General features: G+C 39.9%; 17 protein-coding genes. 11 read left to right on the forward strand and 6 right to left on the reverse strand.

The window, feature by feature from the left end:
• Window positions 1-113 precede the first annotated feature (113 nt).
• Genes DC53_RS18595 through rnm form a run of 3 tightly spaced genes read right to left on the reverse strand, consistent with a single transcriptional unit; the run spans window position 114 to window position 2428 of the window.
• The gene (locus DC53_RS18595) at window positions 114-950 is read right to left on the reverse strand and encodes a segregation and condensation protein A (protein WP_033028419.1); all 837 of its coding nucleotides are present in this window, start codon (window positions 948-950) and stop codon (window positions 114-116) included.
• Between the two features lie 6 nt (window positions 951-956).
• Complete coding sequence (locus tag DC53_RS18590) at window positions 957-1577, reverse strand: L-threonylcarbamoyladenylate synthase (protein ID WP_007375432.1); 621 nt, start codon at window positions 1575-1577, stop codon at window positions 957-959.
• The gene (gene rnm, locus DC53_RS18585) at window positions 1574-2428 is read right to left on the reverse strand and encodes an RNase RNM (RefSeq protein WP_033028420.1); all 855 of its coding nucleotides are present in this window, start codon (window positions 2426-2428) and stop codon (window positions 1574-1576) included. The genes DC53_RS18590 and rnm overlap by 4 nt, the downstream gene beginning before the upstream one ends.
• A 464-nt stretch (window positions 2429-2892) precedes the next feature.
• Between rnm and DC53_RS18580 the strand changes: the two genes are divergently transcribed.
• From DC53_RS18580 to trpA, 6 genes are read left to right on the forward strand one after another with little or no spacing between them, the layout of a single operon-like run.
• A complete protein-coding gene (locus DC53_RS18580) occupies window positions 2893-4461 on the forward strand; it encodes an anthranilate synthase component 1 (RefSeq protein WP_033028421.1) in 1569 nt (522 codons plus the stop codon).
• 1 nt (window position 4462) lies between these two features.
• Window positions 4463-5065, forward strand: a complete 603-nt coding sequence (locus DC53_RS18575) for an aminodeoxychorismate/anthranilate synthase component II (protein ID WP_033028422.1) — start codon at window positions 4463-4465, stop codon at window positions 5063-5065.
• 11 nt (window positions 5066-5076) lie between these two features.
• Window positions 5077-6114, forward strand: a complete 1038-nt coding sequence (gene trpD / locus DC53_RS18570) for an anthranilate phosphoribosyltransferase (protein ID WP_002961580.1) — start codon at window positions 5077-5079, stop codon at window positions 6112-6114.
• Window positions 6107-7471 carry a bifunctional indole-3-glycerol-phosphate synthase TrpC/phosphoribosylanthranilate isomerase TrpF gene (gene trpCF / locus DC53_RS18565; protein ID WP_033028423.1) on the forward strand — a complete coding sequence of 455 codons (1365 nt, stop codon included), beginning with the start codon at window positions 6107-6109 and terminating at the stop codon, window positions 7469-7471. Before trpD ends, trpCF begins: the two co-directional genes overlap by 8 nt.
• 7 nt (window positions 7472-7478) lie before the next feature.
• On the forward strand, window positions 7479-8663 hold the full coding sequence (gene trpB / locus DC53_RS18560) for a tryptophan synthase subunit beta (RefSeq protein WP_007375437.1): 1185 nt from the start codon (window positions 7479-7481) through the stop codon (window positions 8661-8663).
• Window positions 8660-9481, forward strand: coding sequence for a tryptophan synthase subunit alpha (gene trpA, locus DC53_RS18555; protein WP_007375438.1), 822 nt, complete (start codon window positions 8660-8662; stop codon window positions 9479-9481). The genes trpB and trpA overlap by 4 nt, the downstream gene beginning before the upstream one ends.
• 64 nt (window positions 9482-9545) lie before the next feature.
• Here the strand turns inward: trpA and DC53_RS18550 are convergent, their stop codons facing one another.
• Together DC53_RS18550 and DC53_RS18545 are read right to left on the reverse strand one after the other, a co-directional pair.
• Complete coding sequence (locus tag DC53_RS18550; protein ID WP_033028424.1) at window positions 9546-10124, reverse strand: type 1 glutamine amidotransferase domain-containing protein; 579 nt, start codon at window positions 10122-10124, stop codon at window positions 9546-9548.
• A 381-nt stretch (window positions 10125-10505) separates the two neighbouring features.
• The gene (locus tag DC53_RS18545; RefSeq protein WP_033028425.1) at window positions 10506-10775 is read right to left on the reverse strand and encodes an HU family DNA-binding protein; all 270 of its coding nucleotides are present in this window, start codon (window positions 10773-10775) and stop codon (window positions 10506-10508) included.
• A 191-nt stretch (window positions 10776-10966) separates the two neighbouring features.
• Here DC53_RS18545 and DC53_RS18540 point away from each other — a divergent pair, with 191 nt between their 5' ends.
• Both DC53_RS18540 and DC53_RS18535 read left to right on the forward strand, forming a co-directional pair.
• Window positions 10967-11542 (forward strand): inner membrane-spanning protein YciB, encoded by a 576-nt coding sequence (locus DC53_RS18540; RefSeq protein WP_033028426.1) that lies wholly within the window; start codon window positions 10967-10969, stop codon window positions 11540-11542.
• A gap of 66 nt (window positions 11543-11608) precedes the next feature.
• Entirely contained in the window at window positions 11609-12250 is a 642-nt protein-coding gene (locus DC53_RS18535) for a CPBP family intramembrane glutamic endopeptidase (RefSeq protein ID WP_033028427.1), read from the forward strand.
• A 69-nt stretch (window positions 12251-12319) separates the two neighbouring features.
• On the opposite strand, the gene DC53_RS18530 is transcribed toward DC53_RS18535, so the two are convergent.
• Entirely contained in the window at window positions 12320-13744 is a 1425-nt protein-coding gene (locus tag DC53_RS18530; protein ID WP_007375444.1) for a sodium-dependent transporter, read from the reverse strand.
• Between the two features lie 189 nt (window positions 13745-13933).
• On the opposite strand from DC53_RS18530, the gene DC53_RS18525 reads away from it, so the two are divergent.
• From DC53_RS18525 to DC53_RS0120275, 3 genes are all read left to right on the forward strand, one after another.
• Window positions 13934-14236, forward strand: coding sequence for a YciI family protein (locus DC53_RS18525; RefSeq protein WP_033022975.1), 303 nt, complete (start codon window positions 13934-13936; stop codon window positions 14234-14236).
• A gap of 148 nt (window positions 14237-14384) precedes the next feature.
• Window positions 14385-14648, forward strand: a complete 264-nt coding sequence (locus DC53_RS18520; protein ID WP_007375446.1) for a PepSY domain-containing protein — start codon at window positions 14385-14387, stop codon at window positions 14646-14648.
• Window positions 14649-14651: 3 nt separating this feature from the next.
• A complete protein-coding gene (locus tag DC53_RS0120275) occupies window positions 14652-15269 on the forward strand; it encodes a response regulator transcription factor (protein WP_045984409.1) in 618 nt (205 codons plus the stop codon).
• The last annotated feature ends 56 nt before the right edge of the window (window positions 15270-15325 follow it).

Consider the following 15325-nt stretch of genomic DNA (forward strand, 5'->3'; position numbering starts at 1 on the left):
CGTTACAATATAGTGCATAGCCTTAAATGAAAATAACATTTACAAACACTTTACGTGCGTACACGCACAGAACTTTGATAATTAAAGTCAGTTTTAGAATTAAACAGATAAGTTTATAGGGTGGATTGCTCGCTCAAGCTGACATAAATTAAGCTCTCTGGGCTTACTTGCAAACAGGTAACAAATCCTTCTTTAATGAGCTCAAGCATGGCTATAAAACTAACCACCACACCACTACGCCCTTCATCAGGCGTAAAAAGCGCATTAAATACCACCGCCGAGTTTGCCTGCGATAGCTGTTGTAATATTTGGCTCATTCTCTCTCGGGTTGAGAGTACTTCGGCAGTAATTTGATGATGTTCAAACGTTTTTGCTCGCGCCATAACATCACTCAACGCCAGCATTAAGTCTTTAAGTTCAATATCGGGGAGGTTTTGACTTGTGTTTTCATTTATTGGCATAGCGGCATGCGCTATAAAAATATCACGCCCAACACGGGGGATATCATCGAGGTTTTCGGCGGCTTTTTTAAATAACTCATATTCTTGTAGACGTTTAATAAGCTCAGCGCGAGGGTCTTCTTCCTCTTCAAGCTCTTCGTGTACAGGAAGTAATAAGCGCGACTTAATTTGTGCAAGTAACGCGGCCATAACTAAATATTCACCGGCAAGTTCGAGTTGAAACTCGGTCATCATTTCAACGTAACTTACATACTGCTCTGTAATACTAAAAATAGAAAGGTCGAGCACATCAAGCTTATGCTTTTTAATTAAATAAAGCAGTAAATCGAGCGGGCCTTCAAAGGTTTCTAATATTATTTCGAGCGCATCGGGCGGAATATATAAGTCTTCTGGTTTATCTACAACCGCTTTACCATGCAAAAAAGCCAGTGGCAGCTTTTGCTGCACTGGCTTTTCACTACTTTTTGTATCAGCAGTATTTTCGCTCACTTGTTATTACTCAAACGGGCTTGTATCACCACAGCCAACACGTAATATTTGAACTTCATCTTCTGACAAATCGATTACTGTGGTTGCTTGCTCTGGCAAGTAACCACCGTGAATAATTAAATCAACGTGCTTATCTAATCGCTCTAATATTTCATCAGGATCTGATTCTGTAAATTGTTGCCCTGGTAAAATTAAAGAACACGACATTAGCGGCTCGCCAAGTTCGGCAAGTAACGCACAAGCAATTGGGTGTTCAATTACACGCATGCCAATGGTTTTTTTCTTGTCGTTTAATAAACGCTTAGGGACTTCTTTTGTGCCTTTAAAAATAAAGGTATAAGGCCCTGGCGTATTATTTTTAATTAATCTAAATAGCTGGTTATCTACACGTGCATAAGTAGATAGCTCCGATAAATCACGGCAAACTAGCGTAAAATTATCGTTTTTTTCAATACCACGAATACGCTCTATGCGCTCTTTGGCTTGCTTATTACCAATGTTACAGCCAATGGCATAGCCCGAATCTGTTGGGTAAACAACAACACCGCCTTGTTTAATAATATCAACGGCTTGACTAATCAATCTTGGTTGCGGGTTATCAGGATGAATATGGAATAATTGACTCATGTTAATGCCCCTTCTTGTTCTTCCCAAACTTGCCAAACACCTTGGCAGTCTTTCGGTAAGTATAAATTTTTGCCAAGCTCTAAATAGCTTGTCGGAAAATGAAAATCAGACCCTTGCGAGCAAAGTAGTTCGTACTCACGGCTGAGTTCACCTAAAAATTGACGTTCGCTTGGCGCCTGTTGAGGTTGTGCAACTTCCATTGCGTCTCCTCCTACACTTTTAAATTCTACTAATAATTTGCGTAGCCACTTGTTTGACATTTGATAGCTACTTGGGTGCGCAAGTACAGCAACACCACCAGCGGCATGTATTGCTTCAATAGCGGTTTGCATAGTGCACCAGCAACTTGGCACGTAGCCTGTTTTACCACGCCCTAAGTACTTTTTAAAAACACCCGGAAAATTTTTAGCTACACCGCGCTCAATAAGGGCGCGTGCAAAATGTGCGCGCGTAATTTGCGCATCCTTTGCCAGCTCTTTAGCTTGCTCGTAAATGCCATCAAATCCATTTTTTGCAAGGCGTGCGCCAATTTCTAGCGCACGCTCTTCTCGCTTTTGCTGCTGAGCCGATAATAAAGAGGTAAGGTCAATATTATTAATATCAATATTTAAACCTACAATATGAATTTCGAAGCTTTCCCATTTGGTAGACACTTCGGTACCCGTTATTAATGAAAGCGGTAAGTTTTCTGCTTTAATAAATTGCTGAGCAGGCTTAATAGCTGCCACAGTGTCATGATCGGTAATAGCAAACACATCAATATTTTTATCAACAGCGCGATGCAATAATTCTTCAACCGTTAAACGCCCGTCTGAATGTGTGGTATGGCTATGTAAATCATATTTTATCAAAAGAAAACTGCTTAAAATTAAGGGTTACTGGTGTTTATGTAAGTATAACAACTTTTTTGACTAAATTGTTTTAAATAAACACTTGACACAAAAGCATAAGATACGTTTTACTGTAGCCACTTTCAGACACATTAAGAATTAACAATAATGATCAATTCAAACTTAAACACTATTTGGTGGTGGCACTCGTAATTTTCGGGTGATGAATTGTCGTGTCTAGCAAAAATTCAAAACCCGCAACTATGCGGGTTTTTTTATAACTAAATTTTACGAAACATATACGTTAAAAATATTTAATAAATTTTGAGGCAGAAAAACATGAATAACGGTCTTACTCTTACACATCGTTGGTGGTGGCGCCTGATATAGCGGGACGGTAATGATCTGTTTGTAATTTAGATATCGTTATTCAAACCCCGCACTGCTAACGCATTGCGGGGTTTAATTTTTTGAGGGAATGAGGTTTGATTTTTAGTCATATAACTACCACACCAGGCGAAGTAACAAGCATTACGCAAGTACGCGACTATATTAGTAGCCCTCTTGCATTATACGCGGCACTTGATAAGCCTAACTCACTACTGCTTGAATCGGCTGAGATTGATTCTAAAGACAGTGTAAAAAGTTTAATTTTAGTCGACTGTGCACTGCGCATCGTATGCCAAGGTAAAACAGTCACTATTAATGCTCAATCTAATAATGGGCAACAACTACTTAGCTACTTGCAGGCAAATGTTAAAAGCTGTGATGCCACTTTAGACGGCGAAACACTTACCCTTTGTTATTTAGACACTAGCGGCGATACTGACGAAGCGAGCAAGCTCATTGCTGATAACGCATTTAGCGCACTACGTACGTGTATCAACAGTATTAAAAGCACAACTAACAATCCATTTTCGTTATTTTTAGGCGGCGTATTTGCTTACGATATGGTGGCAAACTTTGAGCAATTAAGTGATGTACCTGATGGTGAAAATACCTGCCCAGATTACGTATTTTACTTAGCCGAAACCTTAGTTGTTATTGATCATCAAAAGCAAACAACTGAGCTCATTGGTAATGTATTTAATGGCCCAGACGTACACGCTAACTGCTTTGAAGTAGGTGAAGAGTTAGAACGATTAAATACACTTTGCGATAACGCAGCAGAATTTAGTGCGGATATGCAAAGTGGCGAATGTGAGGTAAGCGTTGATATAGACGATGACACTTACTGCGAGCAAGTTGTTAAGCTTAAGAAGAACATTGTAGATGGTGATATTTTTCAGGTAGTGCCGTCGCGTACATTTTCACTACCTTGCCCTGATTCTTTACATGCGTATAGCCAGCTTAAAAAGCAAAACCCAAGCCCTTACATGTTTTATATGCGCGATGAAGACTTTGCATTATTTGGCGCGTCTCCTGAGTCGGCCCTTAAGTACGACGTAAGTAATCAGCAAGTAGAAGTTTACCCAATTGCTGGTACTCGAGCGCGCGGCAAATTTACTAACGGGCAAATAAACCCAGACCTAGACAGCCGCATTGAGTTGGAACTAAGAAACGATCAAAAAGAGCGCGCCGAGCATTTAATGCTCGTTGATTTAGCCCGTAACGACGTAGCACGTATTAGTGTTGCAGGTACGCGTTTTGCCAAAGAGTTATTAAAAGTAGACCGCTATTCACAGGTAATGCATTTAGTATCACGCGTTGTTGGCACATTAAAACCAGAACTTGATGCACTACACGCTTACCAAGCGTGTATGAACATGGGCACCCTTGTTGGTGCACCAAAAGTACGTGCTGCTGAGCTTGTACGTCAAACAGAAGGGAAACGCCGTGGCAGTTATGGCGGCGCTGTTGGTTACTTAACCGGTGATGGCGCAATGGATAGCTGTATTGTTATTCGCTCTGCTTTTGTTAAAAATAATATCGCGTATGTACAGGCTGGTGCCGGTGTGGTGTTTGACTCAGATCCTATTTCAGAAGCAAACGAAACTCGCGCTAAAGCACAAGCGGTTATCACCGCCATAAAATCTACGTATAAGGCGGTATAAAATGAGTAAAGCGAATCCTATTAAAATCTATTTTTTAGATAACTTTGACTCATTCACATATAACTTAGTTGATGAGCTAACGATGCTTGGCTGCGAACTGGTTGTTTACAGAAACAACATTAGCGCTGAGGTTATTTTTAACAAAATGCGCCAAGAGCAAGGCCAAGTGCTATTAGTACTTTCGCCTGGCCCCGGCACACCAAGCGATGCAGGCTGTTTAATGGAGCTTATCGAACTCTCTAAAGGCCACTTCCCAATGTTAGGCATTTGTTTAGGCCAACAAGCGTTAACACAAAGCTATGGCGGAGTAATCGGTCACGCGGGTGAAACCGTACATGGTAAGTCTTCAATTATTAATTTAGGCGAACATCCTGTATTTGATGGTATGGGCAATACAATGCCTGTAGCACGTTACCATTCATTAATGGCAACAAAAGTGCCTGATAATATTAAGGTTATTGCCCAGTACGAAGATATCCCAATGGCTATTTATCATCATGATGACAACACATTGGGTTACCAGTTTCATCCAGAATCAATACTGACGCCAAACGGCGCAATGCTACTTCAGCAAAGTGTCGCTTACTTAACACGCGCCAAATAAAAGAGGACATTATGAGTACACAACCAGAACAACCCATAAATGTTCAACACGCTATTGAACAACTAATTACAGGGCAATCATTAAGCTACGCAGACGCCAAAGCACTGTTTGATGAAATAATGCAAGGTAACATGAGCGAGATTGAGCTAACTGCCCTACTAATAAGCCTTAAAATTAAAGGCGAAGTAAGCGATGAAATAGCAGGTGCTGCAGCCTCAATGCGCGAAAACGCTGTTGCTTTTACTACCAGCAGTACACAACTTGCCGATAGCTGTGGCACTGGCGGCGATGGTTCAAACACAATTAATATAAGCACAACAGCAGCCATAGTTGCCGCTGCTGCCGGCATTAACATGGTAAAACATGGTAATCGCAGTGTATCGAGTAATTCAGGCTCTGCCGACTTACTAAAAGCGCTGGGCATTAATATAGATATGAGCCCAGAGCAGGCAGCAAAATGCCTTGAGCAAACCAATTTTACCTTTTTATTTGCACCGCACTATCACAGTGGCGTACGCCATGCGATGGGCGTGCGTACAGCGCTTAAAACACGCACTATTTTTAATATTTTAGGCCCGCTTGCTAACCCAGCAGCACCTGATGTGCAATTGTTAGGTGTGTATAACGAAGCGTTATGTATGCCAATGGCACAAACACTTAAAACCCTTGGCACAAAGCGCGCTATGATTGTTCACGGCTCGGGCACTGACGAAATAGCTCTACACGGTCCAACAACGGTAGTTGAGCTAAATAATGGCGAGCTTACACAGTACACGCTAAACCCAAGCGACTTCGACCTTGCAAACTATTCACTTGAACAACTCGCTGGTGAAGGCCCACAATACAACGCAAATGCTAGCCTCGCCATCTTGCAAGGCAAAGGCACAGATGCACATAATGCTGCTATTGTGGTTAACGTAGCTGCCCTTTTATACCTAACAGGTAAAGCAGAAACGTTAAAAGAAGGGGCAAAACAAGTACAAACATTATTAAGTTCAGGGCAAGCCATGAACACACTAAATGCAATTATTGAGGTAAGTAATGGCTAATGTATTAGACAAAATTGTTGCTGATAAAAAATTAGAACTAATTGAAAGAAAAGCTGCACGTCCGCTTGAAAGCTTTAAACACCTTGCAGTGCCTACAAGCCGTAGTTTTTACAAAGCATTAGCAGCCCCAGGCACACAGTTTATTTTAGAGTGTAAAAAAGCATCGCCCTCAAAAGGGTTAATTAGAAAGCCATTTGATTTAACCGAAATTACCTCAGTTTATAAAAAATACGCTACCTGCATGAGCGTGTTAACTGATGCTAAATATTTTCAAGGCAGTTTTGACTATCTTGAATTTGTGCGCAGCCAAGTAGAACAACCGCTTATCTGTAAAGACTTTTTTATAGATGAGTACCAAGTATATATGGCGCGTATTTATGGCGGTGACGCTATATTACTGATGCTTTCAGTACTCGATGACGAGAGCTATAAGGCACTGCACGCAGTTGCCGATTCTCTGAATATGTCGGTATTAACCGAAGTAAGTAATGAAGAAGAAGTACACCGTGCACTTGCGCTTGATGCACAAATTATTGGTATTAATAACCGTGATTTACGCGATTTAAGCACCGATTTAGCCACTACCGAAAAGCTACGCAAACTTATTCCGGCTGATAAAGTGGTTATTTCGGAATCGGGGATTTACACCCATCAAGACGTAAAACGTTTAGCCCCATTATGCGATGGTTTTTTAATTGGCAGCTCACTTATGAGCGAGCGTGATTTAGAGCAAGCATGTCGCCGTGTTATTTTAGGTGACAATAAAGTATGTGGTTTAACACGTAGCCAAGATGCACAAGCGGCATATCAAAATGGTGCTATTTACGGTGGTTTAATTTTTCATCCTAAATCGCCACGCTATGTTGATTTAGATTGCGCAAAAGAGCTTAGCCAAAGTGCCCCGCTTAATTTTGTGGGTGTGTTTGTAGATGCCCCAATTGATCAAGTTGCTCAATACGCAAGTGTGCTAAAGTTGGCGGCAGTTCAATTACATGGTCAAGAAAGTGACGATTACATCGCTCAGTTGCGTACACAGTTACCTACCGGCTGCGAGATTTGGAAAGCCCAAGCAATAAAAGATGCATTGCCAACGCCTGTAAATGGCGTTAACCGACATCTTTACGATACACACAGCGATACACAAGCTGGCGGTACAGGTAAAGCATTTGATTGGTCGGTGCTTCATGATGCAACCACTCCATTTATGCTCGCTGGAGGCTTAAATCCAGACAATATTAAAGATGCGCTTTTTAAAGGTGCCTTAGGCCTTGATTTAAACTCAGGCGTTGAAGAATCTGCGGGTAAAAAGTGCCCTAACAAATTACATAATGCTTTTACAAGCATCAGAAATTATTGAGGTTAAAATGCAAAATCCAGCTTATTTTGGCGAGTTTGGCGGTATGTTTGTACCCGAGTTACTTGTCCCTGCGCTTAAGCAGTTAGAAAACGAATTTAACAAAGCACAAAAAGATCCTGAGTTTCAGGCTGAGCTAAGTAAATTATTAAACGAGTATGCGGGTCGTCCTACCCCACTTACTTTAACGCGCAATTTAGTTAAAAACCCAAAAGTAAAACTGTATCTAAAGCGTGAAGACTTATTACACGGTGGCGCACATAAAACCAACCAAGTACTTGGCCAAGCGTTACTTACTAAGCGTATGGGTAAAAAACAAGTAATTGCTGAAACAGGCGCAGGTCAACACGGTGTTGCAACAGCGCTTGCATGTGCATTACTGGGTTTAAAATGTCGTATTTATATGGGCGCAAAAGACGTTGAACGTCAGCAACCAAACGTATTTAGAATGAAGCTAATGGGCGCAGAGGTTATTCCGGTAACAGCGGGTTCTGGCACATTAAAAGATGCAGTAAATGAAGCCCTGCGTGACTGGTCAGCAAATTATCAAGACGCGCATTACCTACTAGGCACAGCCGCTGGTCCTCACCCATTCCCAACAATTGTACGTGAGTATCAAAAAGTTATTGGTGAAGAAGCTAAACAACAAGTACTTAAAGCCGAAGGTCGTTTACCTGACGCTGTTATTGCCTGTGTTGGTGGTGGTTCAAACGCAATTGGTATGTTCACTGACTTTATTGACGAGCCAGGCGTTAAATTAATTGGTGTTGAGCCTGCAGGTAAGGGGCTTGATACAAATGAGCACGGTGCAACAATTTGTAAAGGCACTAAAGGTATATTACACGGTACTTATACGTACATTATGCAAAATGACGATGGCCAAATTGAAGAGTCTTACTCTGTATCAGCAGGCCTTGATTACCCAGCTGTTGGTCCTCAGCATGCATTTTTACACGAAACTGGTCGCGCTCAATATGTGGGTATTACCGATACAGAAGCGCTTGATGCGTTTCAGTCGCTTGCTAAAAATGAAGGGATCATTCCGGCGCTTGAATCAAGCCATGCGTTAGCTTATGCGCTTAAATACGCAGAAGAGCAAACCGAGGAAAGTGTTATAGTGATTAATTTGAGTGGTCGTGGCGATAAAGATTTAGCACACGTTCACAATGTACTAACTGAAAGAGGTCAGCTATGAGCCAAGTAAAAACGGATCGTTACGGTAAAATGTTTGCAGCGCTTAACGAGCAAAAACAAGGTGCGTTTGTACCGTTTGTAACAATTGGCGACCCAGGTAAAGAGCAAAGTGTTGCGATTATTAAAAGCCTAATTGACGGCGGCGCTGATGCACTTGAGCTTGGTATTCCGTTTTCTGACCCGATTGCGGATGGTCCTGTAATTCAAAAAGCTAATATTCGCGCACTTGATGTGCACATTAACACGCAAGATTGCTTTGATGTCATTAAAGAAATACGCGAGTACAACGCCGATATTCCAATTGGATTATTACTCTACTCAAACCTTGTTTTTAAGCGCGGCATAGAAGCATTTTACAAAGATGCAAAAGCGGTAGGCGTAGATTCTATTTTAGTGGCTGACGTGCCTTTGCATGAATCTAAAATATTCAGAAAATCGGCAATGGATAACGGTGTAGACCCAATTTTTATTGCAACACCTAATGCAGATGATGACACACTTCGCCAATGCGCCTCTTACGGTCGTGGTTATACGTATTTACTATCGCGCGCTGGTGTTACCGGTACCGATGCTAAAGCACAAATGCCAGCGGGTAATATTGTCACTAAATTAAAAGAATACCATGCAGCTCCTGCTCTTTTAGGGTTTGGTATTTCAACACCAGATGATGTAAAAGCCGCACTTAACGCAGGCGCAGCAGGTGCTATTTCAGGCTCTGCTGTAGTTAAAATTATTGAAGCTAACCTTAACGATTTAGACGCAATGACAACGCAGTTAAAAGCATTTGTTAGTGAAATGAAAGCCGCAACCGCATTATAAAAAGTGTAAATTTACACATTAAAAAAGGGCATTTAAATGCCCTTTTTTGTTTTTGAAAAGCAAATTAGTGAGCTTGGTGTTTACCCTCTAAAATCTCTTCAATAAATTTAGCATTAAATGCTTCCAAATCAGCTGGGCTTCGGCTTGTTACTAAACCTTTATCTACACATACTTCTTGGTCAACCCAATTAGCACCTGCATTAATTAAATCGCTTTTAATACTAGGGAAAGAGGTAATGGTACGGTCGCGCAATTTATTAATTTCAGCTAACAACCACGGCGCATGGCAAATAGCAGCAACGGGTTTGTTTTTTTCTGCGCCAAAAAAGCCATCAATAAATGCTTTAGCATCTTTATCTTGGCGTAAACTGTCTGGGTTAAATAAACCACCAGGAAGCATAAGCGCGTCGTAATCAGCAGGATCCGCGTCTGTAACTAGTTTATCTACTGTTACTTTATCGCCCCACTTGTCTTCATCCCAGCCAGTAATTTGGCCTTCTTTAATTGATACTATTTCGATGTTTGCACCAGCATCAAGTAATGCGCTGCGTGGAGATAAAAGCTCACTTTGCTCAAATCCATCAGTGGCTAAAATTGCGATTTTTTTGCCTTGTAAACGTGTGCTTATTTGTAATGTACTCATTGAGATCTCCTTATTTTCTTAAAAGTTATATTTAAAATACACAATTAAAAAAGCACGATGCGTGCCGATAACAAGCAATTGAAAATAAAGGAGTAAATTTAATTAGGATTTATAATGCCATGTAAATTATTTAGAGATTATGAATAATGTACATAAGTGCGACTTTATTTCCAGCTCATGTAATTTTACACCACCAAAAGCGAGGTATAAAACCTCACCTACAGCATATTTCCCCATTGGTGCGCTTACTTCGCGCTCATGTAATTTAAAGCCATTAAACGCGACGTGTAATCCTGATCTACAGCATATACCCGTAGGTGCGAATTTACTTCGCGCTCATGTAATTTATCTATCAATACGAGGTTAAAACCTTAAATAAATTTAAAGCAGGTTTTTTAAAGCCTTAGCAGGTTTAAAAACCGCTTTATTTGCGCCTTCTATTTCAATTGCAGCCCCTGTTTGTGGGTTACGCCCAGTACGCGCTGGGTAATAACTTAGCGCAAAGGTACCAAAGCCATTAATTTGAACTTGATCGCCCTCAGAAAGCGATTTAGTAATGACTTTTTGCAAGCTTGAAAGTGCCGCTTGAGAATCTTTTTTTGTTAATTCACTTTTGTGTGCAATGGCTGCAACGAGTTCTGCTTTATTCATTTTAGGCTCCTAAATACACGCCAAATCAGTGTTGGTTAAGCGTGGGAATATGATGATATGAAAAATACCAAACCAAATTGGTAATAAAGCCACGCAGGCTAAGGGTTACAGGGCAACAAGTCAACCTTGTAGTTGCTAAGCTTTATGTGGTAAAAAGCCTTTGACTCTTTTTTGTATAATTTAGGTAGACTATGCACGCATTAATTGAATACATTCCACTCATACTGTTTTTTGCAGTGTTTAAACTCGTCGATATTTACTGGGCTACTGGTTTATTAATGGCCACTACGCTCATTCAAGTTGCTTATAGCTACTTTAAACATGGCAATGTGCCTACTCGCCATTGGATATTTTTTGGCATTGCTGCCGTGTTTGGTACGTTAACGCTGGTACTTCATGATGAGCAATACATTAAATGGAAAGCAACACTCATATATGCAGGTTTAAGTTTAACGTTACTTGTTAGCCGTTATGTACTTAATAAAAATCTCGTTAAAAAAGCGCTTAGCTCAATCCTCGAAAACGCTAATGATACAAAACAAGCCATTGTTGTCCCAGAACCGTTATGGGATAAGCTTAATTTAATGTGGGTTGTAATTACTGCTGGCATCGCAGCACTAAACATTTATATTGCATATAATTTTTCGCTCGACTTTTGGGTTAACTTTAAAGTGTTTGGTTTAATGGGGATTACCTTTGTAAGTATTTTTGCCACTATTATTGCCTTGTACAAATACCTCCCTGATGAAGAGGAAACAGCAAAGTAACCCCCCCTCGTCATAAAAGTGTCGTCTTAGCTTGTTAGCTTATTAAAAAAACAAGTTGAGACGATTTTGAACGCTAATCAATACCGCTGGTTTGAATTTACCCTCATTTTTGTATTACTGCCTATATTCGGCTTTGGATTACGTGAGCATTTAGCTAACTGGCTTATCCCTGCGCTTATTATACTTATGAGTGTGTGTTGTATGTTGCTACTAGGCGACCCCCATTTTAAACGGTTTAGACTCACAAGCCTTGGGCAATTTTCTGCTGTTAAAAAGCGTGTGTTTAGCTTCTTTTTTTTAGGTGCGCTGTTCTCAGGCATGTTTTACGGGATTATTCATCAAGGCAACTGGTTTACCCTTCCCCGTAACTCGTTTAATGATTGGCTTTTACTGTTGGTGCTCTACCCAATACTGTCGGTTATTCCTCAAGAATTAATATTCAGAACGTATTTTTTTCATCGTTATAAACGCATCATGCCAAAAAAAGCAGTGCGTATTGTAGTTAGTGCGAGTGTATTTGCATTGGCGCATATTGTGTATGCAAATTGGATTGCAGTAGCCTTAGCATTTTTAGGTGGCTTACTGTTTGCTTATACCTACGCAAAAAGCCGCTCAACCTTTGTGTGCGTTATTGAGCATAGCTTATGGGGGCTTTGGATGTTTACCCTTGGCATTGGCAGCTATCTCGACTCAGGCGCATTTAATTAAAGTAACCTTTATTTAAATTTACATACAAAAAAGCCGCAACAAATACGGCTTATATAATTGGGTCTGTATTTAAAAGCCAAATATTTTTAGAGCAAAAAACTTAGTCGCGACTGTATTTATAAATATCACCGCTAAAATAATTGGAATAAACGTTGAAAGTGAAAAATTAACGTATTTTTCCATTAAGCTACCAGCATAATTAGGCGAGCCTAAGCTTAGCTCTTGTGTTAAACGTGCTTTTTTCCAGCGGTACATTACAAACAAACACACCATTAAGCCGTTAAGCGGTAAAATTGTGTCGTAGAATACATCAACAATAATATCAAAAAAGCTCTTATTTACACCGCCATAACTGGTAAACGAGGTAAGGCTGTCAATCATACCAAACGACATAGTACATAAAATAGTTAGCACGCCAGTTGTAAGTGTTAAAATACCCAATGCTTTTTTACGGCTAATTCCTTTGCGGTCGCTTAATGTGGCTGTCGGTACTTCAACAATAGATACCAATGACGTAATTGCAGCAAAAAATACCAACAAGAAAAACGAGAATGCTACAATTGATGCGCCTACGTATCCGATATCATTTTGCAGTGCTAATAATATTTTCGGCAAATACACAAAAATCATCGAAACTGACGAGTCAGAAAGTGCTGATGGGTCTGTGTTTGGATCAAAACTAAATATAGCCGGTAACACCATAAGACCTGCGACAAAGGCGACTAACGAGTCAGTAATTGCTACCATTTTTGCACTACTTACAATGTCATCTTTTTTAGATATATACGACGCGTAAGTCATTAATATACCCATACCTAACGACAACGAGAAAAATGCTTGGCTTAGCGCCCCATTAAGTACGCTTGCACTCATTTTAGAAAAATCAGGGATAATATAATATTTAACACCTGCCATTGCATTATCAAGTGTTAATACATAAATAACTAAAGCAAGAAGCATGACTAGAAGTGCTGGCATCAGAAATTTAGCGGCTTTTTCTATGCCTTGCTTAACACCCCCTAATAAAATTAAGTTAACAATAATTACCACTACCGCCATGTAACCAAAAACAGTGTAGCTGTTAATAAAAACACCAAAATGGCTAGGTTCAGCGAGTAAATCTAAATTCCCCAAACCAGTTTGCATTAAGTAGCCGAAAATCCACACTGTAATTACCATGTAAAACACTGCAATCATAAATGGTGTAAGCACAGCTAAAAACCCTGCAAACTTCCACTTTTTGTCATTGTTTGCCAACAACTTGTACGAGCCGAGTGGATCTTTTTGAGCATTACGGCCCATTGCCATTTCAGCCATCATGACAGGTAAGCAAATGAATACGACAAATAAAGCATAAATTAATAAAAATGCGCCACCACCATTTTTGGTAGCAGAAACAGGAAAACCAACTAAATTACCAATACCCACAGCAGAACCTGCTGCCGCTAGTATGAATCCGAGACGGGAACTAAATCGCTCTCTATTATCGCTCATGCATAAAACCTTTTTATTATTTTGTATATTTCAGCGACTCTACCAGTGTTACACAGATATTTTCAAGCAAATACAGTGTAAAAATAAAATCGAAGTGTAAACCTGCCTAAATACGCTTTTAATTCACCAATTTTCAACGCTGTGATAGTATTGCGTTAATCAAATTTAACAATTTTTATGAGATTTCTTATGTTGTACATGATTCACTCAACAGATGTTGAAAACAGCTTAGAGCTTAGAAAAGCAGCACGCCCAGCACACTTGGAACGTCTTAATGAGCTTGATTCACAAAATCGCTTATTTACTGCAGGTCCTTTTCCAGCAGTTGACAGTGAAGATCCTCAAGAGGCTGGTTTTACCGGTTCACTCGTTGTGGCTGAGTTTGATTCAATAGAAGCCGCGCGTGAATGGGCTGCGGCTGATCCGTATGTTGCCGCAGGCGTATATGAAAATACTGTTGTTAAACCATTTAAAAAAGTGTTCCCTGCTTAACTATAAATAATCGCTTATTAACATAGTTCAGGGTTTGTTCACGGGTTTTTAATTAAAATTGTTAAAGTAAAAGCTAATTTAGTGTTTTTACTTGAATTTTAGTAACTTAGTTAATTAAACTAAGTGTGTTTGGTCTAGGGGTTCTATCATGCGCATATTATTAAGTCTTACTTTTATTGCTTGTACTAGCTTTGCTAGTTTTTCTCAAGTAAATACAACAGCCACAAATCCAACGGCTAAAGCTGAAGTAAGCAAAAAAAAGGCTGTAATACTCGCAAAAAAAACCATTAACGGTAAAACGCTTAAGATTTCTGAACAAACTGACTTTTATACAGTGCGAATACTCAAATCTGACGGCCATGTCGTCGATTTACATATAAATAAAAAAACTGGCGAAGTAAAAAAGGATTAACCGATGCGAATTTTAGTTATAGAAGACGATTTACATTTAGCAGATAACCTACGTAATGCTTTAGAAAAAGAACGTTACAGCGTGGATTTATGCCACGATGGTGAAGCAGGTCTTTTCCATATTACTGAATATCCGCTTGATATGGCCGTTGTTGATTTAGGTTTACCTAAAATAGACGGTATCGAACTGATTAATAAAGCACGTGCACAAGGTATTACTATCCCTATTCTAATTTTAACAGCGCGTGATCGCTGGCAGGACAAAGTAGAAGGTTTAGATGCTGGCGCAGACGATTATCTTACAAAACCATTTCACGTTGAAGAGCTTATTGCACGTTGTAATGCATTAATTCGTCGTAGTGCCGGTAAGGCAAACCCAGAAATGACAGCAGGCCCAATCAAAATCCATACACGCTCGCAGCAAGTTTGGGTTGATGATAAAGAGCTCAGCCTAACCGCTTACGAATATAAAGTGCTTGAATATTTAATGGTAAACCCGCAAAAAGTAATCTCAAAATCAGAATTGACTGAGCACATTTACGATCAAGATTTTGACCTTGATTCAAATGTTATCGAAGTATTTGTACTGCGTTTACGCAAGAAACTTGACCCTGAGGGCTGACGAATCCCCAAAACGTGACAGGCACAGCAATTTATGATCTTATGTAAATCACCATA

The organism is Pseudoalteromonas fuliginea (genome assembly GCF_000690055.1).
In the GTDB taxonomy this organism is placed as follows: domain Bacteria; phylum Pseudomonadota; class Gammaproteobacteria; order Enterobacterales; family Alteromonadaceae; genus Pseudoalteromonas; species Pseudoalteromonas fuliginea.

Bases quoted from the DNA above. Each gene is read 5' to 3' on its own strand.
- DC53_RS18590 (WP_007375432.1), bottom strand. From the start codon at position 1,577: ATGAGTCAATTATTCCATATTCATCCTGATAACCCGCAACCAAGATTG.
- DC53_RS18575 (WP_033028422.1), top strand. From the start codon at position 4,463: ATGAGTAAAGCGAATCCTATTAAAATCTATTTTTTAGATAACTTTGAC.
- trpD (WP_002961580.1), top strand. From the start codon at position 5,077: ATGAGTACACAACCAGAACAACCCATAAATGTTCAACACGCTATTGAA.
- trpCF (WP_033028423.1), top strand. From the start codon at position 6,107: ATGGCTAATGTATTAGACAAAATTGTTGCTGATAAAAAATTAGAACTA.
- trpB (WP_007375437.1), top strand. From the start codon at position 7,479: ATGCAAAATCCAGCTTATTTTGGCGAGTTTGGCGGTATGTTTGTACCC.
- trpA (WP_007375438.1), top strand. From the start codon at position 8,660: ATGAGCCAAGTAAAAACGGATCGTTACGGTAAAATGTTTGCAGCGCTT.
- DC53_RS18550 (WP_033028424.1), bottom strand. From the start codon at position 10,124: ATGAGTACATTACAAATAAGCACACGTTTACAAGGCAAAAAAATCGCA.
- DC53_RS18545 (WP_033028425.1), bottom strand. From the start codon at position 10,775: ATGAATAAAGCAGAACTCGTTGCAGCCATTGCACACAAAAGTGAATTA.
- DC53_RS18540 (WP_033028426.1), top strand. From the start codon at position 10,967: ATGCACGCATTAATTGAATACATTCCACTCATACTGTTTTTTGCAGTG.
- DC53_RS18530 (WP_007375444.1), bottom strand. From the start codon at position 13,744: ATGAGCGATAATAGAGAGCGATTTAGTTCCCGTCTCGGATTCATACTA.
- DC53_RS18525 (WP_033022975.1), top strand. From the start codon at position 13,934: ATGTTGTACATGATTCACTCAACAGATGTTGAAAACAGCTTAGAGCTT.
- DC53_RS18520 (WP_007375446.1), top strand. From the start codon at position 14,385: ATGCGCATATTATTAAGTCTTACTTTTATTGCTTGTACTAGCTTTGCT.
- DC53_RS0120275 (WP_045984409.1), top strand. From the start codon at position 14,652: ATGCGAATTTTAGTTATAGAAGACGATTTACATTTAGCAGATAACCTA.